Consider the following 24,555-nt stretch of genomic DNA (forward strand, 5'->3'; position numbering starts at 1 on the left):
TCGTTATGCGCGGCCGGCGGGCGATTGGAGGAAGGCGGAGACGCGCCGGATGATGTCCTCCACCACCGCCTCGTGCGGGGCATCGCGCGAGATCACGGTGATGGCAGCCTCGGCATAGATCGGATAGCGCAGATCGATGAGCCCGCGCAGGGTCTTTTCCGGGTCGGGTGTCTGCAGCAGCGGCCGGTTGGGGCGCTTGCGCACGCGCTTGATCAGCACATCGAGGTCGGCCTTGAGCCACACCGAGATGCCGGCTTCGGCGATTCGGGCGCGTGTCTCCGCGTTCATGTAGGCACCGCCGCCGGTGGCGAGGACCTGCGGCCCCTCGCCGAGAAGTCGCTCGATCACCCGCCGCTCGCCGTCGCGAAAGGAAGCCTCCCCATGGGCGGCGAAGATCTCGGGAATCGTCATCCCGGCCGCTGCCTCAATCTCGTTGTCGGCATCGATGAAGGGCAGGCCAAGCCTCGCGGCCAGCCGCCGCCCGACCGTGCTCTTGCCCGCGCCCATCATGCCGACGAGCACGATCGAGCGCTTGCCGAGGCTGCGGCGCAGCGCGTCGGGCGCAAGGGCGGCCGGTGGAGCCTTGTCGTCCACGGTCGCCATGTCCTGATAGCTCGTCATCTTGGTATTCACTCTTCGATGCTTCACTATCACGGACAGGAAAGCCGCGCCACGGTGGTCGCGGCATGGACTTTGACGGCAGGTTCCGACACGTGCCCACCCTGTTTCGCTTCCTTTTCGTCGTCGGTCTCGTCGTCGGCGCCGTCTATGCCGGCATGTTCGCGCTAGCCACCTTCGTCGAGCCGCAGGAGCGGGAGATCACGGTCACCATTCCCAATTCCCGTCTCGGCAAGTGACACCGGCAGCTGACGATGCGCGACGACCGGCTCATCGCCCTCTACCTCGACATGCTGGCGGCCGAGCGTGGGGCCTCCGCCAACACGCTCGCGGCTTACGGGCGCGATCTCGAGGATTACACGGCCTTCCTGGCCGCGGCCGGCACCGGTCTGAGGAGTGCGGATGCGGCGATGATACGGGCCTATCTGCAGGACGTGCACACCCGCGGCTTCAAGGCGAGTTCGGCGGCGCGCCGCCTCTCGGCCGTCCGGCAACTGCACAAGTTCCTCTATGCCGAGGGCTATCGCGGCGACGACCCGACCGGCGCCATCGAGGGGTCGAAGCAGGGCCGGCCGCTGCCGAAGGTGCTCAGCGTCGCCGAGGTCGACCGGCTCATCGCCACGGCGCACGAGGGCATCGACGACGAGAAGCGCCCCCTGCGCGGGCGCCGCCGCGCCGCCCGTCTCGCCTGCCTTCTCGAGCTCATCTATGCCACCGGCCTGCGCGTATCGGAGCTCGTCTCACTGCCCGTGGCGGCTGCGCGTACGAAGGAGCGCTTCCTCCTTGTCAAGGGCAAGGGCGGCAAGGAGCGGCTGGTGCCGTTGACGGGGGCCGCGCGCCGGGCAATGCGGACGTGGCTCGACCTCGCCACCACGGGCGAGGCGGCGGACAGGACCTCGCCCTGGCTCTTTCCGGCCGACAGCGAGAGCGGCCACCTGACCCGCCAGGCCTTCGCCCGCGAACTGAAGGACCTCGCCATCGCCGCCGGCCTCGATCCGGCGCGCGTCAGTCCGCACGTGCTGCGGCACGCCTTTGCCAGCCACCTCCTGCAGAATGGCGCGGATCTGCGCATCGTGCAGGAGCTGCTCGGCCACGCCGACATCGCCACGACCCAGATCTATACCCACGTGCTCGACGAGCGGCTGAAGGCCATGGTGCGCGACCTGCATCCGCTGGCGGATAAGGGGTGAGCGAAAGGCGCCCGGTGGTTCGGCCTGTCCGGATCCGCACCTCTGGTGCCGCGTATCGTGCTTGCAACGCTCTGCATGCGGTGCAACAAGAGCACAATGATCGACCGGCGGGCCCAGGGCGCCGGTGTCGTGCCCGATCGGGCCAAGCGCCCGACCCACAGCGGGCGGGCATCGATTGAACCTCGATTTCTTCACGCTCTACGTCATCATACTCCTCAATTCGCTGACGTTGACCATCGTCTGGGCCGCCATCTGCCACGCCTACCGGCCGTTCGCGGCCGCGCGTTACGGGTTGGCGAGCTGCATTCTGACGACGTTCGGCGGCTGTCTCCTGGCGCTGGAGGTGCTGCCCTAGGACGAGGCCTTCACGGTGGCGGGCAATGCGTGCGTCATCTTCGGTTTCGGTGTCACGTGGGGTGGCGTGCGCGTGTTCTACGGGGAACGGCCGCGCTGGGATGTGACCGTCGTCGTGACGGCAGCGGCAGGTCTCGGCATGGTGCTGTGCGTTGGCAACCGGGCGAGTCTCAACATGGCCACGATCTCGTGAGGCTCGTCGCTGCAAGCCCCTGTCTGTGGCGCGGCAAGATGATCCCGCTTTCCATCAGCGTCGGCATTGCAGAATGGCGCCCTGAAGGAAACGCCAGACTGGCGCGGGTCATCGAGGCGGCAGACGTGGCGCTCTATGCTACGAAGAAGCGTGGTCGCAATGGTTTTTCCGTAGCGGCCGAGGTGTAGGCCGCTACGTGAGTGTGCTCGCCCCGCGATAGTCTATCGATGCGCAGACCGATATTTCCCATCTCGTTCATGGGAATTCTAATATACGTCACCAATATCACTTGCTGGATTTATGGTTCTGCGCCGCAGGGTGGCTTTGCGCCTGTTCGGGATATTTTGAGAGGACTTATAATGGGTGTTGATATCAATAATGATGCTGTTCCATCTCCGCGGGCGGGCGAGAGCCCGGCACGCGGTGCCGCGGCTGCCCGGTTCCGGGACGCCGCGCAGGCGGGCCCGGGGCGCCGGGTCCGCGGGCCCGCGTTGGCGGAGATCCCCTTGGGTGCGCCCAGCGCGACGATCAGCTATCGGCCGGACCGCTCGGTGGTCATCCACCTCGGAGATCCGGTGCCGGTTAACGGGGCGGCCGCATCGCAGGGACCTACCCGTGCACAGTCGGTCGCGATCGACATTCCCGAGGGAGAGGTCATCGGTTCCTGGCTGGCGTCCTCCGTCCCGCGGGAGCTTGACGAGGATGTGCGCGCGGCCCTCGGCCTGCATCTCGAGGCCGTGAGCCGTCGCCTGGCCGAAAAAGGAGAGCGGCTCGAGGACATCAGGGCGCTGGCGCTCAAGGCGTTGCGGCGCGATGTCCTGACGGCCGCGGCGACCGGGGCGGTCAATGCCGTCCCCGCCATGGCGGCCGGATGGGCGGCCGATTTCACGCCAAACTTCTTCGCCGAGGCGGAGAAACTGGGCAATCCGCTCGGCAAGGCGGCCGCCACGGCGGCGCAGGCGGGAGCCTTCGAGCACGCGGCCGATGTGCTTGGCTGCTATCTGCTGTCTTTGCGCGTGGTACCCTCGGTCGGTGACCGGTTCTATCTGGCGCCGAACGTGGAAAAGCTGGTCGAGCCGGCGGCCAAGGCCAACAAGGCCATGGAGCTCGGGCAATGGCAGGTCTTCCGCAACCGGTTCCTGACCAACCAGACGGGATCGGTGCGCAATCTTCTGCTGCTCCCCATCGCCGTCGCGGTGGAGGCGGCCTCCTCTCCCAGCACGGCCGGCGTCGTCGACAAGATCGTCAACAACGCGCTGCGCATGCCGGGTGGCGCCATCAAGGACGGTATCCGCTACGGCATCGAGTACCAGGCCGGCCGTTATGGCCCGTTGTGGTTGTTCGGCAGGCACGACTGGGAGGAGGTTTACGACACCCTGAAGGCCTCGCCCCCCTATGAGCCTGCCCTCAACATCGGCCGCAAGGTTGCCCTGCTGCCCTATGATGCCGTGCGCAGCCTTGGCGACAACCTGAAGGATGCCGTGTCCGTCGAGAATGTCGCGCTGGGTGCATGGCTCGTCGGCGGCTTGAGCGCCTATGCCGTGACGAGAACGGCCGTCAAGGACGCGGTTGAGGGGGCCGGGGCGAGCCGGCTCTGGGGCGATGCGGCAGGGAGGCTGGCAGCCTTTCCCCTGAGAGTGCCGCTGTCCGGCATCTACGACAACGCCTCGATCAAGGAGGCGGTCAGGACCGTGGCGGGAAGTGCGATGCGAACCGTTTCCCGCCCCCTGGAAGCCTGGGCCGGGGGGGCGGCCCGGCCCGCCGGCGAGGCGGAGGCGCCCGAAGCGGTCGTCGTCGTGCCGCGGCAGGATCCAGGCGAATCACAACAGGCGGGCACGCCCGACGTCCCGCCCACCGCCTGAGCAGCGGGAGCTGCAGCACCGGCTGCGGCTCCCGTTCCACGATCAGTTCAGCGGCACGCCGGCCGGCCGGCGCTCGCGCACGACGGGCGTGTTGCCGATGACCAGGCCCTCCGGCCCCGCCGTCAGCGGCACGGTCTCGCCGTCCTTCACCCGGCCGGCGAGGATCATCTCGGCGAGCGGGTCCTGCACGTTCTTCTGGATCACGCGCTTCAGGGGGCGTGCGCCGTAGGCCGGATCGTAGCCCTTGGTCGCCAGCCATTCGCGCGCCGCGTCGTCGAGCGCGAGCGTGATCTTGCGGTCCTCGAGCAGCCGGGCGAGGCGCTTGAGCTGGATGTCGACGATTGATCCCATCTGCTCGGGCCTCAGGCGGTGGAAGAGGATGATCTCGTCCACGCGGTTGAGGAACTCTGGCCGGAAGTGGGCCCTGACAACTCCCATCACCTCGTCACGCACGGCCTCCGAATCCTCGCCCGCCTTCTGCGCGACGAGATATTCGGCCCCGAGGTTCGAGGTCATGATGATGAGCGTGTTACGGAAGTCCACCGTACGGCCCTGGCCGTCCGTCAGGCGCCCGTCGTCGAGCACCTGCAGCAGGACGTTGAACACGTCCGGATGCGCCTTCTCGATCTCGTCGAAGAGCACGACCTGATAGGGCCGCCGGCGCACGGCCTCCGTCAGCGCGCCGCCCTCCTCGTAGCCGACATAGCCGGGCGGGGCGCCGATGAGCCGGGCGACCGAGTGCTTCTCCATGTATTCCGACATGTCGATACGCACCAACGCCGTCTCGTCGTCGAAGAGGAAGGCGGCGAGCGCCTTCGTCAGCTCCGTCTTGCCGACGCCCGTGGGGCCGAGGAACATGAAGGAGCCGATCGGGCGGTTCGGGTCCTGCAGGCCGGCGCGGGCGCGGCGCACGGCGGTCGACACCGCCTCCACCGCCTCGCTCTGGCCGACGACCCGGCGCGCCAGCTGCTCCTCCATCTTGAGGAGCTTCTCCTTCTCGCCCTCGAGCATCTTGTCGACGGGCACGCCCGTCCAGCGCGACACCACCTGGGCAATGTTGTCGGGCGTCACTGCCTCCTGCACCACGCCGGCACCGTCCCCCTTGCCGTCGGCCTTGGCCTCAGTCTCGGCCAGTTCGCGCTCGAGCTGCGGGATGATGCCGTAGGCGAGTTCGCCGGCGCGCTGATACTCGCCCTTGCGCTGGGCGATGGCGAGCTCGTTGCGCGCCTCGTCGAGCTTCTTCTTGAGGTCCGCGGCGCGGCCGAGCTTGTCCTTCTCGGCCTGCCAGGCGGCGGTCAGCACGGCGGACCGCTCCTCGAGCGCGGCCAGCTCCTTCTCCAGCCGCACGAGTCGGTCCCTGGAGGCGGCGTCATTCTCCTTCTTCAGGGCCTCGGCCTCGATCTTGAGGCGCACGATCTCGCGGTCGAGCGAATCGAGCTCCTCCGGCTTGGAATCGACCTGCATCCGAAGGCGCGCCGCCGCCTCGTCGACGAGGTCGATGGCCTTGTCGGGCAGGAAGCGGTCGGTGATGTAGCGGTTCGACAGGGTTGCGGCCGCGACGAGCGCCGCGTCCTGGATGCGCACGCCGTGATGCTGCTCGTACTTCTCCTTGAGGCCGCGCAGTATCGAGACCGTGTCCTCCACCGTCGGCTCGGAGACGAAGACGGGCTGGAATCGTCGGGCGAGCGCCGCGTCCTTTTCCACGTGCTTGCGGTACTCGTCGAGCGTGGTCGCGCCGACGCAGTGCAATTCGCCGCGGGCAAGTGCGGGCTTCAGCAGGTTCGAGGCGTCCATCGCCCCGTCAGCCTTGCCTGCGCCGACGAGCGTGTGCATCTCGTCGATGAACAGGACGATGCCGCCTTCGGCCGCCTGCACTTCCTGCAGCACGGCCTTCAGCCGCTCTTCGAACTCGCCGCGGTACTTCGCGCCGGCGATGAGCGAGCCCATGTCGAGTGCGAGCAGGCGCTTGTCCTTGAGGCTCTCGGGCACGTCGCCGTCGACGATCCGGAGGGCGAGGCCCTCGACGATGGCCGTCTTGCCGACGCCGGGCTCGCCGATCAGCACCGGGTTGTTCTTGGTGCGCCGCGACAGCACCTGGATGGTGCGGCGGATCTCCTCGTCGCGGCCGATGACGGGATCGAGCTTGCCGTCGCGCGCCGCTTGCGTGAGGTCGCGGGCATATTTCTTCAGCGCGTCGTAGCCTTCCTCGGCCGAGGCCGTGTCTGCCTTGCGGCCCTGGCGCAGGGCCTCGATGGCGGCATTGAGGCTCTGGGCGGTTACGCCGGCCTTCGCCAGCGCCTTGCCGGCCTCGGTGTCCTTCTCGATGGCGAGGGCGATGAGTAGCCGCTCGGCGGTGACGAAGCTGTCGCCCGCCTTGTCCGCCGCCTTCTCGGCCGTGTCGAACACCCGGGCGAGGCCGGGCGAGAGATAGAGCTGGCCCGAGCCGCCCTCAACCTTCGGCAGTTTGGCGAGTGCCTGTTCGGCGAGTTGCAGCGCCTCGCGCGAGCGCCCGCCGGCGCGGTCGATGAGGCCGGCCGCGAGCCCTTCGGGATCGTCGAGCAGTACCTTGAGGAGATGTTCGGGCGAAAACTGCTGATGGCCCTCGCGCAGGGCGAGTGCCTGCGCGGACTGCAGAAAACCCTTCGAGCGGTCGGTGTATTTGTCGACGTTCATCAAAACCTCCTCGAGGCCGCGCCGCCCGCCAGATGATGCCCGGGAAGGCGCCCCCCATTCAATGGACTTGCCGGCCCAAGACCCCATTGCGGCGATCCTCGGCACGGCTGCGGCACCGGTCATTGCGCCGCATCAATCATGTAGGTGTTGCACGGCGGCCACATCAAGGGGCGGGCGCCGATGCAGCCCGCCGATCGCGGCAAGGCCGGCCAAGACGAAAAAGGCGGGCTCGTCGCCCGCCTTCCGCGCAGTCGTTATGATGGCCTGGGCTCACTCGCCGACGGGCACCTTGTCGTCCGCGGTCTTGCGGGCACGGGGGCGACGGCTGGCGCGAGCGGGCTTGTCCTCCTCCGCCGGAGTGCTCTCGGCGGCAACCTGCTCGGTCGCCAGCGGGGCCTTGCGGCGGCGCGTGCGCTTGGGGGCGACCTCTTCGACAGCCGCCGGCTCGTTCGCCGGTGCGGATGCCTCATCATCCTCGACCGGGGCGATCGGCGTGCGCACGGGGGTTGTCAGGAAGGCCGGCAGGCCAGCCTTTTCCTCGCTCTCGGCGCGGCGCGCCTCGCCCGCGGCATTGCCGTTCACATAGGCAGGCCGGGGACCGCGCTCGCGGCGCTCGCCACGGTCCTGTCGCTCGCCACGCTCTTGGCGATCGCTCCGGTCCGGACGGTCACCACGGTCCTGTCGCATCGGGCGGTCGCCGCGCGGGCCGCGTTCGAAGCGCGGGCGCTCGGGCCGGGCCTCGCCGTCGTCGTCGGCGAAGGTTTCGCCGCGCACATCCGGCTGGGGCGCGCCAAGCTCGTGCACGGCCGGTTGGCCCGGCCCGTAACCGAAGCCGTTGCCCTCCTCGGCATCGAGATCATCGCGTTCGTCGTCGTACGGCCGCTGGAAGCCGCCGTAGGTCTGCTGCAGCTGCGACTGCGCCGCCGCAATGATGCGGAAATAATGTTCGGCGTGCTGGAAGTAATTCTCGGCCGCGACCGGATCGCCCGAAGCCTGGGCGTCGCGCGCCAGCTGGCTGTATTTCTCGGCGATATGCTGAGCGGTGCCGCGCACCTTCACGTCCGGACCGTTCGACTCGTAGCTTCTCGTCAGCGGGTTGGGACCCTTGCGGTTGCGCCCCCGCATACGCCTGTTCTGACCTGGTCTCATCTAATGTCTCTTTGAAGCTTCCTGAACCGCATGACATCCCGACGCCGCAGACCATCCCGGGCGGCGAGCCGCCGAGAGGCATTGAGCGAGCCGGTTGGTTCGGGTCGCATGCCGAACCGAAGGGGCCTGTCAGCCGAGAACGTCATGTAACAGCGGCAATGATCCGAGGGCGAGCGAGCTCTCCGGATACTTCCCCGGCCGCGCCGAACAGACGTCGCCTCGTCGTCCGGCGCTTCATGCCAGGCGCAGACGCATCCCGGCACTCCGAAGACTTGATGTTCGCGCCGACCCGGAGGCTTGCTGTCGCAACCTCGACCGGGCTTGCTGAAGCCAGATCATTTGTCGTGGAGCGCGATTCCTAACCGGACACTAGCGGCTTTGACCGTGCCCGCCAAGCCTTTTTTGCGCTCCGGCCCGGCGGGCCCCTCCGCCGACAGGCTCATCCAGCCGCCGCGACAACGACCGCGCGGGCAATGCCCGCGAGATCGGCATGGACCGTTATCGGCCCGAGTCCGGCGAAGAGGCCGGCGACGGCACCGTCCTGCCCCGCACCGACCTCAAGCGCCGCAAGACCGCCCTGAGCGAGGAGGCGCGGCGCATCGGCCGCGAGCGCCCGATAGGCATCGAGCCCGTCGCCGCCGCCGTCGAGGGCGAGCAGCGGATCGTATCGCCGCACTTCCGGCGCGAGGCCAGGGATCACGGCGCTCGCAATATAGGGTGGGTTCGAGACGAGGATGTCGATCGGCCCAGCAACGGCTGCGGACCAGTTGCCGACGATGAAACGCGCGCGCTCTGCTAGGCCAAGGCGCTCCGCATTGCCCCGCGCCGTCTGCGCAGCCTCCAGGGCGCGGTCGATGCCAAGGCCCGTGGCATGGGGCAGTTCGTGCAGCAGCGCGAGGAGGATGCAGCCGGTGCCGGTACCAATGTCGAGGATGGTAAGCGGCGCATCGGCGCGGCCTTGCGCCCTCAACGTTTTCAGTACCGCCGCGACGAGCGTCTCGGTGTCGGGCCGCGGCTCCAGCGTCGCGGGCGACAGCCGGAAGGGCAGACCCCAGAACTCACGCTCGCCGAGGATGCGCGCCACCGGCTCGCGCTCGAGCCGGCGCGCCGCGACGGCGGCGAGGCGCTTCGCGCCGTCCTCGCCAAGGGGTTCCGTCGGGTTGGCGGCGAGCTCCGCGCCGGCGATCTCGCATGCGGCCAGAAGGAGAAGTCGCGCGTCGAGCGCCGGGTTGTCGATGCCGGCGGCCGCAAAGGACGCGCGCAAATGCCGCAGGGCTTCCTGACGCGTCGTCGTCGGCATCAAAGGTGGAACCGGAGCGGGCATGGTCGTCAGGGTGATTCCTCCCGCTCCGTCGCAAACGGCGGCAGGGACATGTGGTGCCCGCTTGTTCGCGGGCCACTGGGCGGGCCATAAGGCGCGTCTTATCCGCCGCAGAACCGCCGCATGCAAGCCATTCTCCTTCGAGCAGTTCGCCGACACCCTCCTGCCGCTCGATGCTGGGATTGCGGCCGAAGCTATGAGGCGGGCGACGATCACTCGCACAACTGGACCCTGCCCGCTCTCCCCTATCAGGGGGAGAGGGCCGGGGTGAGGGGCAAAAGCCAATAGCCGAAGCGCCTGCTGTCGCTTCGGTGGAGACGTTTTCCTTTCCACCATACTCCTCCGGCGGAGAGGGGATGCTGTCCTCACCCCGCCTGCGCTGCCAGTTGCGCCGTCTGGTGCTCGGTGATCAGAGCATCGATGACCTCGTCCAAGGCCGTACCCATCATCACCTCGTCGAGCTTGTAGAGGGTGAGGCCGATGCGGTGGTCGGTGAGGCGCCCTTGGGGGAAGTTGTAGGTGCGGATGCGTTCGGAGCGGTCGCCGGAGCCGACCTGCGCTCGCCGATCGGCCGCGCGCTCCGCGTCCTTGCGCTGACGCTCGGCGTCATAGAGGCGCGAGCGCAGGAGCGCCATGGCCTTGGCGCGATTGCGGTGCTGCGAGCGTTCGTCCTGCACCAGGACGACGATGCCAGTCGGCACATGCGTGATGCGCACGGCCGATTCGGTCTTGTTGACGTGCTGGCCGCCGGCGCCGCCGGCGCGCATGGTGTCGACCCTGAGATCGCCCTCGTCGATGGCGAAGTCGACCTCTGCAGCTTCCGGGAGGACGGCGACCGTGGCGGCCGAGGTGTGGATGCGGCCGGAAGCCTCCGTCTCCGGCACGCGCTGCACGCGGTGGACTCCGGATTCGAACTTGAGGCGGGCAAAGACGCCGCGGCCCTTCACCTCGGCGATGATCTCCTTGTAGCCGCCGACGGTACCCTCGCTTTCCGACAGGATCTCCACGCTCCAGCCCTTGAGGTCGGCGTAGCGGCTGTACATCCGGAAGAGGTCGCCGGCGAAGAGGGCGGCCTCGTCGCCGCCCGTCCCGGCGCGGATCTCGAGGATGGCGCTCTTCTCGTCGGCCTCGTCCTTCGGCAGCAGCAGCAGCTTGAGGGTGTGTGCCGCCTCGTTCACCGCCTCGCGTGCCCGCGGCAGTTCCTCTTCGGCGAGTGCGCGCATGTCTGCGTCCGTTGCCGGGTCGTCCATGAGCGCCTCGATTTCCGCGAGGTTCTTGCGCGCGCCCTCGAAGGCGTCGATCGCGACGACGACGGGATCGATCTCGGCGAGTTCGCGCGACAGCGCGACGAAATCGTCCGCCCCGGCGCCGGCCGCGAGGGTCGCAGTCAGAATGTCGCGCCGAGCCCGGATGGCGTCGAGCCTCTCTCGCGGGGGGGTAAAGGTCTGGTCGGACATGGCGTTTCCGAAATGCGGCTGCGTCGATACGGCCGTCAGGGCTGAGCGCACGGCCGGGGAACCGGGATGTGCGGCAGCGTCGCTACAACGGGATGTCGTGGGCCTCGGCGAAGCGCAGGAGCGCCTTGCGCAGGGACAGGTCGCCGTCTCCCGCGAGCAACCGCTCCATCTCCGCCGTGATGGCGCCGGCGTCGAGCTTGAGCAGCATCGCCTTGACGGGCCCGACCGCGGAGGGTGACATCGAGAGCCGGCGATAGCCGAGGCCGATGAGCGCCATCGCCTCGAGCGGCCGGCCCCCGATCTCGCCACAGACGGTGACCGGGCAGCCGAGCGCATCGGCCCGCTCGGCGACGACCTTGAGAGCCCGGAGCGCCGGCCGGCACAGCGGGTCGAATCGCGCGGCGACCTGCCGGTTCTCCCGGTCGGCGGCGAAAAGGAACTGCATCAGGTCGTTGGAGCCGACCGACATGAAGTCGACCTTGCGGGCGACCTCGTCGATGTGGAAGAGAAGCGAGGGCACCTCTACCATGACGCCCAGCGACAGCGACGCGGGCGGGGGGTGGCCGTGCCGCGCAAGATGCGCCTCTTCCCGCGCCACGATGGCCTTTGCCATTTCGAATTCCTCGACGGTGGCCACCATCGGGAACATGATCCTGAGGTGGTGCCCGGCTCCGGCGCGCAGCAGGGCGCGCACCTGCGAGCGCAGCAGCCCCGGCCGGTCGAGGCCGATGCGGATCGCGCGCCAGCCTAGCGCCGGGTTCTCCTCTTCCACCTGTTTCATGTAGGGCAGCACCTTGTCGCCGCCGATATCGAGCGTGCGGAAGGTGACGGGCCGGCCCTGCGCGGCTTCGAGCACGCTTGCATAGAGCGCAAGCTGTTCGCCGGTCGTCGGCAGGCGCTGCGCTACCATGAACTGGATTTCGGTCCGGAACAGGCCGACGCCGGCGGCATTCGTCTCCGCCAGATGCGGCATGTCGACGAGGAGGCCGGCATTGATGTTAAGGTCGATCGCGACGCCGTCGCGCGTGCGGCTCGGCAGGTCGCGCAGGCTGCGGTACTGCTCCTGCCGGCGGGCGCGCAGCCGCGCCTTCTCCGCATAGGCCGCCTCGACGTCGGGTGCCGGGCGGATCTGAACCTCGCCCGCGCCGCCGTCGACGATGATGGCGTCGCCCTGCTCGACGAGGCTCGTGATGTTCTCCACCTCCCCGACCGCCGGGATGCCGAGCGCCCGGGCGACGATGGCGATATGGCTCGTCGGGCCGCCTTCCTCGAGAATGACACCCCTGAGGTGTGCCCGGTCGTAGTCGAGCAGCGCGGCGGGCCCCATGGAACGGGCGACCAGGATGGCATTCTCCGGCAGGCCCTCCCGGCTGGTTGCGAAGTCGGTGCCGGCCAGCGTGTGCAGCAGCCGGTTGGCGAGGTCGTCGAGATCGTGCAGACGCTCGCGAAGATAGGGATCGGTCTGGCGCAGGAGGCGAGCGCGCGTGTCCGACTGCACGCGCTCGACCGCGGCCTCGGCCGTGAGGCCAGTGAGTACCGCCTCGCGGATGCGGCGCAGCCAACCCTGGTCGTTGGCGAACATGCGCACGGTCTCGAGCACGTCCCGGTGCTCGCCATGGTGGGCGACGTCGCCGCGCTCGATGAGCTTGTCGATAGCCGCCCGCATGGCGGCGATCGCATCCTCGAGGCGCTGCACCTCCCGCTGCACGTCCTCGGCGATGAGATTCTTCACGACAACCCGCGGCTCGTGCAGCACCACGTGTCCGAGGCCGACGCCATCGGCGAGGCACACCCCGCGCTGGTGCAGCGGCCGGCGGATGGCGATGTCGGCGCCCGGCGTCGCGATGGCTTGCAGCTCGCCCGAGGCGATCAGCTCCGCGAGGACCATCGCGGTCGTCTGCAGCGCCTCGATCTCCTCCTCGCTGTAGAGGCGGTGCGCCCTGTTCTGCACCACGAGCACGCCCAGCGTATTGCCGGCGCGCAGGATGGGAACGCCGAGGAAGGCGTGGTAGATCTCCTCGCCCGTCTCCGGGCGGTAGCTGAAGGCGGGATGCGACTGGGCGTCGGAGAGGGCGAGCGGCTCGGCCTCGCGGGCGATGAGACCGACGAGGCCCTCGTCCGCGCGCATGGCTGTCAGGTGCACGGCCTCGCGCTTCAGGCCTTCGGTGGCGTAAAGCTCCAGTACGCCGTCGGCACGCATGACATAGACCGAGCAGACCTCCGCCACCATGTTGGCGGCGATCTGGATGACGATCCTGTCGAGCTTCTCCTGCGCGTGGACCGGCTCCGCCATGACCTCGCGGAGGCGGCGCAGGAGAACGCGCGGGCCACCGAGAGCGCCTCGCATCAGCCGGTTCCCGTCATCGGGCCGCCAGCGCAGCCCGTTCCCTCTTCGTCGGACCGGCGCCGATGATCGTCTCCGGCCGACAGCTTCAACTAGCCGTATAACCAAGGTCTTGCCGCACCCGCAAGCTGCCGCGCGCATGTGGATGCGTATTTCCTTCCCGCCTGCTTCACGCGGGCGCGCGCCGGAAGGCGGCGAACAGGCGGCCGTCGATGGCGAGCAAACCCAGGCCGATCAGGCCCATTCCGGCCAGATGCCTCGCCGCGAGGGCCTCGTGGAGAAAGATGGCGCCGAAGAAGACGGCGCTCACCGGGATGAGCAGCGTCACCAGCGACAGATTGACCGCCCCCGCCGCGGTGAGGATGCGGAAGAAGAGGATATAGGCGAGCGCGGTGGAGGCGAGCGCCAGCGCGACGATCGCGGCCACCGGGCCGAGGCCGGGCGCCGGCAATGTCCACGGCTGTTCCACAAGGACGGCAAGCGGCGTCATCATCGCCGTCGTCGCCGTGAGCTGGCCGGTGGCGGCCACAAGCGGGCTCAGCCCGTAGCCGCGGAAGCGGCGCCCGAAGATGCCGGAGAAGGCGTAGGACAGCGCCGCGAGAAGAACGGCGACGGCGCCGATGACATCGGCACCCAGGCCCATGACGGCCGCCGGCCCGATCATCACCGCAACGCCGGCAAAGCCCAGCGCGACGCCGGCGAGCCGGTTGCCGGTCAGCTTTTCGTCGCTCGTCAGGAAATGGGCGACGATGACGGTGAAGACGGGCGTCATGGCGTTGAGGACGGAGGCGACTCCGCTCGGGATGCGCGCCTGTCCCCAGACGATGAGGCTGAAGGGGATGAGGTTGTTGAGGAGGCCCATGATCGCGAAGGCGACCCAGAAGCGGCCGTCGATCGGCAGCCGCTGGCCCGAGAGCCGCAGCACGAGGTTGAGGGCGAGGGCGGCGATGCCGACGCGGGCCAGCACGATAGTGAGCGGCGGCACGGCCTTGACGGCGATGCCGATGAAGAGGAACGAGCCGCCCCACAGGACGGACAGGGCGATCAGCATCGCCCATTCGGTAGGTCCCATGGCCGGGGTGCGTGGGGTGGCCGTCATCATGCTCCTCGATCGCTGTTCGTTGCAGCCGCCTGAACGTTAGCCGCGCGCGGGGAGGAGGCCACCCGAAACCGGGCCGGTCTTGCCTGCGCTCTAGGCCTTGTCGAGCCCGTAGAGCGAGTGCAGCGTGCGCACCGCAAGCTCTGTATAGGCCGCGTCGATCAGCACCGAGAACTTGATCTCGGACGTCGTGATGGCGCGGATGTTGATGCCCTTGTCGGCGAGCGCCTTGAAGGCCTTGGCGGCGACGCCGGCGTGGCTGCGCATGCCCACGCCGATGGCCGAGACCTTCACCACGTCTGTGGCGCCCTGCAGCGTGGCATAGCCGATCTCGCCGCGCGCCTTCTCGAGGATCGTCTTGGCGCGCTCATAGTCGGCGGCCGGCACGGTAAAGGTGATGTCGGTGGTCGTCGTGTCGTCGGACACGACCTGGATGATCATGTCGACGTTGATGTTGGCATCGGCCAGCGGCACGAAGATCGCGGCGGCGACGCCCGGCTTGTCGGCGACGCGGCGGAGCGTGATCTGGGCCTCGTCCTTGGAATAGGCGATGCCGGTGACGATCTGCTGTTCCACGATATCCTCCTCGTCACAGATCAACGTGCCCGGCTTGGGATCGGCGGGATCGTCGAAGCTGGAACGCACGAAAGTCTTCACATTATGGGTCATGGCGAGCTCGACCGAGCGCACCTGCAGCACCTTGGCGCCGAGCGAGGCCATCTCGAGCATCTCCTCGAAGGAGACGCGGTCGAGGCGCCGGGCCTGGGGCACGATGCGCGGGTCCGTCGTGTAGACGCCGTCGACGTCGGTGTAGATGTCGCAGCGGTCGGCATGGATGGCGGCGGCGAGCGCCACCGCGCTCGTGTCCGAGCCGCCGCGGCCGAGCGTCGCGATGCGGTTTGTCGGCTGGTGGATGCCCTGGAAGCCGGTGACGACCGCGACCTCGTTGCGCTCCTCGAAATGCTGGATGATGCGCGAGCCGTCGGCGCCCGTGATTCGGGCCGCGCCGTGGGCACCGTCGGTCAGAATCGGTATCTGCCAGCCCTGCCAGGAACGGGCCCAGATACCCATGTCCTGCAGCACGATGGCGAGGAGGCCCGCCGTCACCTGCTCGCCGGAGGCGACGACCGCGTCATATTCGCGCGCATCGTGCAGGGGTGAGGCCTCGCGGCACCAGCCGACGAGTTCGTTCGTCTTGCCGGCCATGGCCGAGACGACGACCGCCACCTGGTGGCCGGCGTCGACCTCCCGTTTGACGTGCCTGGCCACGTTGCGGATGCGTTCGATATTGGCGACGGACGTGCCGCCGAACTTCATCACCAGACGGGCCATGGCAGGACTGACACCATTTACAGGACGACGGGAGGTGCTACAGCGACCAGGAGCCTGGCGCCAAGCACGCAAAAGGCGCGTATAGATGACGGGAGCCCCCTGCCGTGTCAACGGCGGGAAAGGCCCCCGGACGAGGGTGAGGGACATGGCTGGAACGAGGAGCGAGCCGCGGCACGGCACGGGTGAGCGCCGCACGGTGGATGAGCGGGAGGTGGCGCGCTTCGCCGCGCTCGCCGACACCTGGTGGGACCCGCGCGGATCGATGCGCGTGCTGCACAAGTTCAACCCGGTCCGCGTCGGCTATATCCGCGACGAGGCGGCGCGGCATTTCGGCCGCGACCCGGCGAGCCTGACCTGCCTGCAGGATCTTTCGGTGGTCGACATCGGCTGCGGCGGCGGGCTGCTGTGCGAGCCTCTGGCGCGCCTCGGGGCGGAGGTCACGGGGCTCGACCCCGCCACCACCAATGTGGAGGTGGCGCGCCTGCATGCGGAGCGCGCGGGCCTTTCCATCGCCTATCGCGATGAGACGGTGGAGGCCCTTGCCGCACGCGGCGAACGCTTCGATATCGTCTGCGCCATGGAGGTGGTGGAGCATGTTGCCGACGTCGGCGCCTTCGTCGCGGCCTGCTGCGCGGTGGTGAAACCGGGCGGCCTGCTCTTCATGGCGACCATCAACCGCACGCTGAAGTCCTATGCGCTCGCCATCGTCGGCGCCGAATATGTCCTGCGCTGGTTGCCGCGCGGCACCCATTCCTGGGAGAAGTTCGTCACGCCGGACGAACTCACCGACACCATCGAGGACGGCGGCCTCTCTGTGCTCGACCGCACCGGCGTGGTCTACAATCCGCTTGCCGACAGCTGGCGTCCGTCGCGCGATCTCGATGTCAACTACATGCTGGTCGCCGCCCGGCCGGGCGAGGCCGGCGCTTAGGTACGATGATCGAGGGCAGCGATGCCGCCGGCGCCGGCTGGCGGCCCATGACGGTGACGGACCTGCCGGAGGTCGATGCCATCGCGCGGGCGGTGCATCCGGGCTTTCCCGAACGGCCAGAGGTCTTCGCCGAGCGCCTTGCGCTCTTCCCGGCCGGCTGCCTGATCCTGGAGCGGGACGGCGAGGCGGCCGGCTATCTCCTCAGCCATCCCTGGCACGCTGGCGCGCCCCCGCCGCTCGACAGCCTCCTCGGCCGTCTGCCGCCGGTCGCGACCACCTATTATCTGCACGACATCGCCCTGTTGCCGCCCGGTCGCGGCACCGGCGCTGCCGCAGCCGCGCTGCCCCATCTCGTGCGGCAGGCGCGGATCGCGGGAGCCGACAACCTCTCGCTCGTGGCCGTCAACAATTCCGCTGCATTCTGGCAGCGCCACGGCTTCGTGGCGGCCGACGCACCGGGACTTGCCGACAAGCTCGCCAGCTACGGCGAGGATGCGCTCTACATGTGGAGCATGATCGCGTCTTAAGCGCCGCGGCTCGCGATGGCGACGCCGACGGCGGCGATGGCCATGCCCAGCATCTGCAGCGGCGCGAGGCTCTCGCCGAAGATAAGGAAGGCCATGACGGCCGACACAGGCGGCACCAGATAGAGCAGGGAGGCGACACCCGCCACTGCGCCCCGGCGAATGAGGTGCATCAGCAGGAGGATGCCCCCGATCGACAGGACGACGACCGCCCAGGCGAGGCCGGCAAGCGCGGGCGGCGCTGGGTCGAAGCGCATGTCCCCGGCGAGCAGCATGGCCGGCAGGGTCACGAGCGCCGCCCCGATGAACTGCACGACGGCGTTGGTGCGCAGGTCCGAGCCGGCGCCCGTCCGCTTCTGCCAGAACGTTCCCATGGTGATGGACACCATGCCGAGCGAGCAGGCAAGTACCGCCATCGGCGCGAGGCCGTCGACCCCGCCGAGCTTCGGCACGAGCACAAGGAGGGCGCCCGCAAAGCCGGTGACGATGCCGAGCCAGCGCCGTGGGCTGACCCTTTCGCCGATGAGGGGCCCGGCGAGCGCCCCGGTGAGCAGCGGCTGCATGCCGGCGATGAGCGCGGCGATGCCAGCTGGCAGGCCGTGGCCGACGGACCAGAACACGCCGCCGAGATAGACGCCGTGCAGCAGCACGCCGGCCACGAGGCCGTCGCGCCAGCCGCGCGCCGTCCGCGGCCAGGGCGCGCCAACGGCGAGGCACAGGCCACCGAGCACGGCTATGGTAAGGCAATAGCGGATGAAGAGGAAGGTGAACGGCTCGGCATGGGGCGCGACGAGGCGCGCCACGACGAAGCCTGTCGCCCAGATGACGACGAAAAGCGCCGGCATCAGCCGTTCGGCGGGCATGGAGGGCGGGAACGGCAAGGCAGGTCGATCCGTTGTCGAGAAGGGGCTGCACCCAACCATGGCGGCGGCCGAGCCGCAATGTCGGGGCGGCCACACAGCCGTGCGACCATGTGTCCGGTCGCCATCCGGCTTGCCATGCGACTTGTCAGCGGCGGCCGGAATGCCGAACTTGGCGGGCGAGCGCCGGGAGGAGCGATGCAGGTCACGAGGCGAAAGGCCGCCGTGCAAGGGGAGCGACGGTGAAGGCGATAGCCATTTCGGCACGCGTCCTCTGGCGGGCCTTCGAACGGTTCAATGATCATGATGGCTGGGCGATCGCGAGCCACATCGCCTTGTCCGGCCTGATGTCGCTCTTTCCGTTCCTCATTCTCGTCACGGCGCTCGCCGGTTTCATCGGCTCGACCGATCTTGCCCGCGGCGTCGCCGACCTCATCTTCGAAACCTGGCCGAGCGAGGTTGCCGGTTCGGTGGCCGGCGAGGTGCGCAAGGTCATGACCCAGCAGCGGCGCGACCTCCTGACGGTCGGCGCTCTCCTTGCGGTCTATTTCTCCTCGAACGGCGTCGAATCGCTGCGCATCGGCCTTAATCGCGCCTATGACTGCTACGACTGGAGGCCCTGGTGGCTGACACGGCTCGAGGCGATCGCCTACGTCCTCGTCGGAGCCATCGCGCTCATGGTCTTCGCCCTCCTCGTCGTCTTCGGTCCGCTTGCCTGGCGCGCGATCGTCGCCGAGGTGCCGGCACTGCGCCCGCTCGGTCCGCTCATCGTCACGGCGCGCTTTGCCGTGGCGACGATCGTCATCGTCGTGGCCCTGCTTATTGCCCATCTCCTCCTGCCGGGCGGGCGGCGCAGCGTGAGGTCGGTGCTGCCGGGCATCGCTGCGACCCTGGTGCTCTGGCTCATCGGCGGCACCGCCTTCGGCCTCTATCTCGAGGGCTTCGCCACCAATTACGTGTCGACCTATGCCGGCCTCGCCTCCGGCATGATCGTGCTCGTCTTCCTCTATATCCTGTCCGCCATCTTCATCTTTGGCGGCGAGCTCAACGCCGCGCTGATCCGCGAGCGCGAGGTGGACGATGGCGGCTTGTAGCGGAGTGACGCCAAGGACTGCAGAAGCCTAGGGTAGCGAGGGGCGAGCTTTCCACCGTCATGACCACTCGTCGGGGGCATCCATGCCGCGACGATCGTGCGAGGCCCAAGACGTGGATGGCCGGGGCAAGCCCGTCCAGGACGGCGGAGAGGCCGACCCCGGCGGTGGCGCCACGGGCGATCCGCCGGGCTCCGGATGGATCGGCCCGCAGCACCGTCCGGGGGTCACTCAACCTTCTCGCGCTGCCTCCAGCACGTCGTCGAAGCTCCGCAGGCCGGGCCGCGGCGCATTGACGAGCACGGCCATGTTGCCGGGCTTGTGCTCATTCTTCCACATCTTGGTATGCGCGGCCGGGATCTCGTGCCAGGAGAGGACTTCGGACATGCATGGGTCGATACGCCGGTCGACGACGAATTTGTTGGCGGCGGCAGCCTGCTTGAGATGGGCGAAGTGGGAGCCCTGGATGCGCTTCTGCCGCATCCAGACGTAGCGGGCGTCGAAGGTGAGGTTGAATCCGGTTGTGCCGGCGCAGAACACCACCATGCCGCCGCGCTTCACGACCAGGGTCGAGACCGGGAAGGTCTGTTCGCCCGGGTGCTCGAAGACGATATCGACGTCCTGCCGGCCGGTGATGTCCCAGATCGCCTTGCCGAACTTGCGCGCCTCCTGCGTCCAGGCGGCATATTCGGGCGAGTTCACCTTGGGCAATTGCCCCCAGCAGTTGAAGTCCCTGCGGTTGATGACGCCCTTGGCGCCGAGGCCGAGCACGTAGTCGCGCTTGTCCTCGTCGGAGATGATGCCGATGGCATTGGCGCCGGCGGCGGCGCACAGCTGCACGCCGAAAACGCCGAGCCCCCCCGAGGCGCCCCAGACGAGCACGTTGTCGCCGGGCTTCAGCGTATGCGGCGCGTGGCCGAAGAGCATGCGGTAGGCGGTGGCGAGGGTCAGCGTGTAGGAGGCGCATTCCTCCCACGTCAGGTGCTTCGGCCGCTCCATGAGCTGGCGCGACTGCACGCGGCAGAACTGGCCGAAGGAGCCGTCCGGCGTCTCATAGCCCCAGATGCGCTGCGAGGGCGAGAACATCGGATCGCCGCCGTTGCACTCCTCGTCGTCGCCGTCGTCCTGGTTGCAGTGCACGACGACTTCGTCGCCAACCTTCCAGCGTCTCACCTTGGAGCCGACGGCCCAGACGATGCCGGCGGCGTCGGAGCCGGCCACATGGTATGGCTGCTTGTGGACGTCGAGCACCGAAATCGGCTGGCCGAGCGCGGCCCAGACGCCATTGTAGTTGACGCCGGCGGCCATCACGAGCACCAGCACCTCGTCGTCGCCGATGGTCCAGGTCGGCACAACTTCGAGCTGCATCGATTCTTCCGGTGGCCCGTGCCGCTCCTTGCGGATGGCCCAGGCATGCATCTTCGCCGGCACATGGCCGAGAGGCGGAATCTCGCCGATGGCGTAAAGGTCCTTGCGCTCGTCCGTGCCGCCCGCGGTGGTCGCTCTGGCTGTGGCGTTCATGCGGCCTCCTGTCGTTCGTGTTTCCCCGGCGCGCCCTCTTGATGACGGGGCTCTGCTGCGCTGCGCCATGGACAGAATGAATGATATTGCGATGCAGCGAAAGCGAAAACGCCCGTTGGCGGGCGCCGGTTGCATTCGACCTTCGGCCAATCCGGCATTTTGCGCTTGCAGCGCGGGTTGCTGCGCCGCACCATGACGTCAGAACAGCAGCGCGGGAAAAACGAACCCGCGAGCGCATGATGGGGAGACGGCATGAGCGAGCGAGACGGCGGCGCGCGCCCGCACCGGGACAGGCCCTGGATCTTCCGCACCTACGCGGGCCATTCGACGGCGGCGGAATCAAACCGGCTCTACCGCACCAATCTCGCGCGCGGCCAGACCGGTCTGTCGGTCGCCTTCGACCTGCCGACGCAGACCGGTTACGACCCGGACCATGCGCTCGCTCGCGGGGAGGTCGGCAAGGTCGGTGTCTCCATCGCCCATATCGGCGACATGCGCACCCTCTTCGAGGGCATCCCGCTCGCGGAGATGAACACCTCCATGACGATCAATGCGACGGCGGCGTGGCTGCTGTCGCTCTACATCGCTGTTGCTGACGGGCAGGGTGCCGCGCGAGGGCGCCTCGCGGGCACGACGCAGAACGACATCGTCAAGGAATATCTCTCGCGCGGCACCTATGTCTTCCCGCCGGTGCCGTCGATGCGCCTCACCAAGGACATCGTGTTGTTCACGACGCGTGAGGTGCCGAAGTGGAATCCGATGAACGTCTGCTCCTACCACCTGCAGGAGGCGGGCGCGACACCCGTGCAGGAGTTGTCGTTCGCGCTCGCCACGGCCATTGCCGTCCTCGACACCGTGCGGGGTAGCGGCGAGGTGGATGAGGAGACCTTCGCCGAGGTCGTCGGGCGCATTTCCTTCTTCGTCAACGCGGGCATGCGCTTCATCACCGAGCTCTGCAAGATGCGCGCCTTCGCGGAACTGTGGGATGAGATCTGCGTCGATCGTTACGGCATCACGGATGCGAAAAAGCGCCTCTTCCGCTACGGCGTTCAGGTCAATTCCCTCGGCCTCACCGAGCAGCAGCCCGAGAACAACGTCTACCGCATCCTCATCGAGATGCTCGCCGTCGTGCTCTCCAAGAAGGCGCGCGCGCGCGCCGTGCAGTTGCCCGCGTGGAACGAGGCGCTCGGCCTGCCGCGTACCTTCGACCAGCAATGGTCGCTGCGCATGCAGCAGATCATGGCCTACGAGACGGACCTGCTCGAATATGACGACATCTTCGACGGTTCCCGCGTGATCGAGGAGAAGGTAGAGGCGTTGAAGGATGCGGCGCGGGCGGAACTCGCCCGCATCGAGTCGCTCGGCGGGGCCGTCGCCGCGGTCGAGACCGGCTATCTCAAGCGGGCGCTCGTCGAATCGAATGCGGCCCGGCTCGCTGCCATCGAGGCGGGCGAGCAGGTCGTCGTCGGTGTCAACCGCTGGACGGAGAGCGAGCCTTCCCCGCTCCTGGCTGGGGAGGGGGCCATTCTCACCGTGCCGGAGACGGTCGAGATGGAGGCCGTGGCCCGGCTCAGGGAGTGGCGGGCCCGGCGCAACGGCAGCGAGGTTGCGGCGGCGCTTTCCGATCTCGAGACCGCGGCGCGCGAGGCGCGCAACATCATGGAGCCATCGATCCGCTGCGCCCGTGCCGGCGTCACCACCGGCGAATGGGGCGAGACCCTGCGCCGCGTCTTCGGCGAATACCGTGCGCCGACCGGCGTCTCCATTGAGACGCGCTCGCCCGAGGTCGACCGCGATGTGCGCCTGCTGGTGGCTGATCTTGCGGAAAAGCTCGGCGGTCCGCCGCGCCTCGTCGTCGGCAAGCCGGGGCTCGACGGCCATTCCAACGGTGCCGAGCAGGTGGCCCTGCGCGCCCGCGATGTCGGCATGGACGTGACCTACGACGGCATCCGCCAGACCCCGGCGGACATCGTGGCCCGGGCCCGCGCGGTTGATGCCCATGTCATCGGCCTCTCCATCCTCTCTGGCTCCCACGTGCCGCTCGTCCGCGACGTCATGGCGCGGCTGCGCTCCGAGGGACTGGACCACATTCCGGTCGTCGTCGGCGGCATCATCCCGCCGGAGGACGAACTGGTGCTGCAGAACATCGGCGTCTCCGCCGTCTACACGCCGAAGGACTATGCGCTCGACGAGGTGATGGCCGGCATCGTCCGGGTCGTCGAGCGCGCCCGCGCCCGGCTCGATGCCTGAGCGCTCCATTAAGAAACGATAACGAAAGGGAGACATGATGAGCCCTGCCGCTGCCGCGAGCACGATACCGACCGATCTGCGCACCCTCGCCCGCGAGGCGGCCAAGGCACTCGGCGCACTGACAGGGACCGCGACAGAGGCGACACGGATCACCGTCATGATGGAGGGGCGTATCGCGCCGGACAGGCTCGACCGCGCCCAGCACATGGCCCATGGTCTCGCCTGGATCGCGACCTATGCCACGGCCGTGCGCGAGCTCGCCGCCTGGGCCGATCGGCTCGCCGGGGAAGGCCGCTTCGGCGAGGTGGAGGAACTCATCCTCGCCATAGGCGCGGGCGAATATTGCGCGCAGGTCTTCGGCGGCATCCCCATGAGCCAGGGCGAGATCGTGCGGCCTGATGTCTTCAGTTTCGACGAAGCGGCGCTTGCCACCTTGCGTACACCGGCGCTGCGGACGCTCATAGCTCAAGGCAATACGGCTGAAAACCGTGCCCGGCTGGCGATGCTCATCCGCCAGCGCGATGGCGCCTCGAGCATCGGCGACACCGGTCTCGACGAGACGCTCGAGGCCATCCGCGCCGAGATGCGCCGGTTCGCCGATGCGGAGGTCATGCCGCACGCGCAGGACTGGCATCGCAGCAACAGCTACATTCCGCTCGAGATCATCGCCGACATGGCCGCGCTCGGTGTCTTCGGCCTCACCATCCCCGAGCAATACGGCGGCATGGGACTGTCCAAGGTGTCCATGTGCGTCGTCTCGGAGGAGCTGTCGCGCGGCTATATCGGCGTCGGCTCCCTCGGCACGCGCTCCGAGATCGCGGCCGAACTGATCCTCGGCGGCGGCACGGAGGAGCAGAAAGCACGTTTCCTGCCGAAGATCGCGAGCGGAGAGATCCTGCCGACGGCGGTCTTCACGGAGCCGAACACCGGTTCGGACCTCGCGTCCCTGAAGGCGCGCGCCCTGCGCGAGGGCGAAGTCTACAAGGTCCACGGCAACAAGACCTGGATCACGCATCCCGTGCGTGCCGACCTCATGACCCTGCTCGTGCGCACCGACCCGGCCGAGCCCGGCCACCGCGGCCTTTCCATCCTGCTGGCCGAGAAACCGCGCGGCACGGATGAAGACCCCTTCCCGGTGGCGGGGTTGACGGGTGGCGAGATCGAGGTGCTCGGCTATCGCGGCATGAAGGAGTACGAACTCGCCTTCGATGGCTTCGAGGTGCCGGCGGCCAATCTTCTCGGCGGGCACGAGGGGCAGGGTTTCAAGCAACTGATGCAGACCTTCGAGGCGGCCCGCATCCAGACGGCGGCGCGCGCCATTGGCGTCGCGCAATCGGCCTTCGAGCTCGGCCTGCGCTATGGCGAGGAGCGGATGCAGTTCGGCAAGAGCCTCATCCACTTCCCGCGGGTTGCCGACAAGCTCGTCATGATGGCGGTCGAGATCATGCTTGCCCGTCAGCTCACCTATTTCGCCGCCCGCGCCAAGGACGAGGGCCGGCGTTGCGATCTCGAGGCTGGCATGGCGAAGCTTCTGGCAGCCCGCGTCGCCTGGGCGGCGGCAGACAATGCTGTGCAGATCCACGGCGGCAACGGCTTTGCGCTCGAATATCCGGTGTCGCGCGTGCTGTGCGATGCGCGCATCCTGTCGATCTTTGAAGGCGCTGCCGAGATCCAGGCCCAGGTCATCGCCCGCCGCCTGATCGAGGAACTGTCCTGACCTTTGCCGTGTTCGCTTCCTGAAGGGCTTTCACGCGCGTGTCTGGCATCGCGCGTGCCCGCTTCCCAC

Annotated in this window: 21 protein-coding genes; 11 read left to right on the top strand and 10 right to left on the bottom strand. The window is 68.4% G+C overall.

The annotated features are described in order from the left end of the window. Positions 1-3 precede the first annotated feature (3 nt). Positions 4-621 (bottom strand): shikimate kinase, encoded by a 618-nt coding sequence (locus BOQ54_RS02690; RefSeq protein WP_083585880.1) that lies wholly within the window; start codon positions 619-621, stop codon positions 4-6. Positions 622-713: 92 nt separating this feature from the next. Between BOQ54_RS02690 and BOQ54_RS02695 the strand changes: the two genes are divergently transcribed. The 6 genes from BOQ54_RS02695 to BOQ54_RS02715 all read left to right on the top strand — a co-directional run bounded on the left by BOQ54_RS02695 (position 714) and on the right by BOQ54_RS02715 (position 4,217). After that, positions 714-857, top strand: coding sequence for a hypothetical protein (locus BOQ54_RS02695; RefSeq protein ID WP_055459907.1), 144 nt, complete (start codon positions 714-716; stop codon positions 855-857). A gap of 15 nt (positions 858-872) precedes the next feature. Beyond that, positions 873-1,808, top strand: coding sequence for a site-specific tyrosine recombinase XerD (locus BOQ54_RS02700; RefSeq protein WP_071923199.1), 936 nt, complete (start codon positions 873-875; stop codon positions 1,806-1,808). A 175-nt stretch (positions 1,809-1,983) separates the two neighbouring features. Continuing rightward, the gene (locus BOQ54_RS19945; RefSeq protein ID WP_071923200.1) at positions 1,984-2,163 is read left to right on the top strand and encodes a hypothetical protein; all 180 of its coding nucleotides are present in this window, start codon (positions 1,984-1,986) and stop codon (positions 2,161-2,163) included. Between the two features lie 15 nt (positions 2,164-2,178). After that, positions 2,179-2,355, top strand: a complete 177-nt coding sequence (locus tag BOQ54_RS19950; RefSeq protein WP_157672337.1) for a hypothetical protein — start codon at positions 2,179-2,181, stop codon at positions 2,353-2,355. Positions 2,356-2,393: 38 nt separating this feature from the next. Further along, positions 2,394-2,543: a diguanylate cyclase domain-containing protein gene (locus BOQ54_RS19955; protein ID WP_157672336.1), complete on the top strand. Its 150-nt coding sequence runs from the start codon at positions 2,394-2,396 to the stop codon at positions 2,541-2,543. Between the two features lie 39 nt (positions 2,544-2,582). Next, positions 2,583-4,217: a hypothetical protein gene (locus BOQ54_RS02715; protein ID WP_145979708.1), complete on the top strand. Its 1,635-nt coding sequence runs from the start codon at positions 2,583-2,585 to the stop codon at positions 4,215-4,217. 42 nt (positions 4,218-4,259) lie between these two features. Here BOQ54_RS02715 and clpB read toward each other — a convergent pair whose 3' ends face one another. The 7 genes from clpB to BOQ54_RS02750 form a co-directional block, all read right to left on the bottom strand. Then, positions 4,260-6,890: an ATP-dependent chaperone ClpB gene (gene clpB, locus BOQ54_RS02720; protein ID WP_071923202.1), complete on the bottom strand. Its 2,631-nt coding sequence runs from the start codon at positions 6,888-6,890 to the stop codon at positions 4,260-4,262. Positions 6,891-7,160: 270 nt separating this feature from the next. Next, entirely contained in the window at positions 7,161-8,039 is an 879-nt protein-coding gene (locus tag BOQ54_RS02725) for a DUF4167 domain-containing protein (RefSeq protein ID WP_083585882.1), read from the bottom strand. Positions 8,040-8,478: 439 nt separating this feature from the next. Further along, positions 8,479-9,339: a peptide chain release factor N(5)-glutamine methyltransferase gene (prmC, locus tag BOQ54_RS02730; RefSeq protein ID WP_245316270.1), complete on the bottom strand. Its 861-nt coding sequence runs from the start codon at positions 9,337-9,339 to the stop codon at positions 8,479-8,481. A 386-nt stretch (positions 9,340-9,725) separates the two neighbouring features. Continuing rightward, on the bottom strand, positions 9,726-10,817 hold the full coding sequence (gene prfA, locus BOQ54_RS02735; RefSeq protein ID WP_055459719.1) for a peptide chain release factor 1: 1,092 nt from the start codon (positions 10,815-10,817) through the stop codon (positions 9,726-9,728). 82 nt (positions 10,818-10,899) lie between these two features. Then, complete coding sequence (gene ptsP / locus BOQ54_RS02740) at positions 10,900-13,164, bottom strand: phosphoenolpyruvate--protein phosphotransferase (protein WP_055459718.1); 2,265 nt, start codon at positions 13,162-13,164, stop codon at positions 10,900-10,902. Positions 13,165-13,330: 166 nt separating this feature from the next. Beyond that, positions 13,331-14,263 carry a DMT family transporter gene (locus BOQ54_RS02745; protein WP_245316273.1) on the bottom strand — a complete coding sequence of 311 codons (933 nt, stop codon included), beginning with the start codon at positions 14,261-14,263 and terminating at the stop codon, positions 13,331-13,333. Positions 14,264-14,353: 90 nt separating this feature from the next. After that, positions 14,354-15,592: an aspartate kinase gene (locus BOQ54_RS02750; protein WP_063188254.1), complete on the bottom strand. Its 1,239-nt coding sequence runs from the start codon at positions 15,590-15,592 to the stop codon at positions 14,354-14,356. Positions 15,593-15,737: 145 nt separating this feature from the next. Between BOQ54_RS02750 and ubiG the strand changes: the two genes are divergently transcribed. Together ubiG and BOQ54_RS02760 are read left to right on the top strand one after the other, a co-directional pair. Further along, positions 15,738-16,523 (top strand): bifunctional 2-polyprenyl-6-hydroxyphenol methylase/3-demethylubiquinol 3-O-methyltransferase UbiG, encoded by a 786-nt coding sequence (gene ubiG, locus BOQ54_RS02755; protein WP_071923205.1) that lies wholly within the window; start codon positions 15,738-15,740, stop codon positions 16,521-16,523. A gap of 5 nt (positions 16,524-16,528) precedes the next feature. After that, the gene (locus tag BOQ54_RS02760) at positions 16,529-17,050 is read left to right on the top strand and encodes a GNAT family N-acetyltransferase (RefSeq protein ID WP_055459715.1); all 522 of its coding nucleotides are present in this window, start codon (positions 16,529-16,531) and stop codon (positions 17,048-17,050) included. Here the strand turns inward: BOQ54_RS02760 and BOQ54_RS02765 are convergent. Next, positions 17,047-17,892, bottom strand: a complete 846-nt coding sequence (locus BOQ54_RS02765; RefSeq protein ID WP_245316275.1) for a DMT family transporter — start codon at positions 17,890-17,892, stop codon at positions 17,047-17,049. The two genes, BOQ54_RS02760 and BOQ54_RS02765, sit on opposite strands and share 4 nt — an antisense overlap. A 257-nt stretch (positions 17,893-18,149) precedes the next feature. Here BOQ54_RS02765 and BOQ54_RS02770 point away from each other — a divergent pair, with 257 nt between their 5' ends. After that, positions 18,150-19,001 (top strand): YihY/virulence factor BrkB family protein, encoded by an 852-nt coding sequence (locus BOQ54_RS02770; RefSeq protein WP_082464827.1) that lies wholly within the window; start codon positions 18,150-18,152, stop codon positions 18,999-19,001. A gap of 228 nt (positions 19,002-19,229) precedes the next feature. Here BOQ54_RS02770 and ccrA read toward each other — a convergent pair whose 3' ends face one another. Further along, positions 19,230-20,519: a crotonyl-CoA carboxylase/reductase gene (gene ccrA / locus BOQ54_RS02775; protein WP_055459713.1), complete on the bottom strand. Its 1,290-nt coding sequence runs from the start codon at positions 20,517-20,519 to the stop codon at positions 19,230-19,232. 252 nt (positions 20,520-20,771) lie between these two features. Here ccrA and BOQ54_RS02780 point away from each other — a divergent pair, with 252 nt between their 5' ends. Together BOQ54_RS02780 and BOQ54_RS02785 are read left to right on the top strand one after the other, a co-directional pair. After that, positions 20,772-22,769, top strand: a complete 1,998-nt coding sequence (locus BOQ54_RS02780) for a protein meaA (protein ID WP_063188264.1) — start codon at positions 20,772-20,774, stop codon at positions 22,767-22,769. A 37-nt stretch (positions 22,770-22,806) separates the two neighbouring features. After that, the gene (locus tag BOQ54_RS02785; RefSeq protein WP_071924377.1) at positions 22,807-24,486 is read left to right on the top strand and encodes an acyl-CoA dehydrogenase family protein; all 1,680 of its coding nucleotides are present in this window, start codon (positions 22,807-22,809) and stop codon (positions 24,484-24,486) included. Positions 24,487-24,555: the final 69 nt, after the last annotated feature.

The sequence above is a fragment of the Chelatococcus daeguensis genome (assembly GCF_001887265.1).
Taxonomy (GTDB): domain Bacteria; phylum Pseudomonadota; class Alphaproteobacteria; order Rhizobiales; family Beijerinckiaceae; genus Chelatococcus_A; species Chelatococcus_A sambhunathii.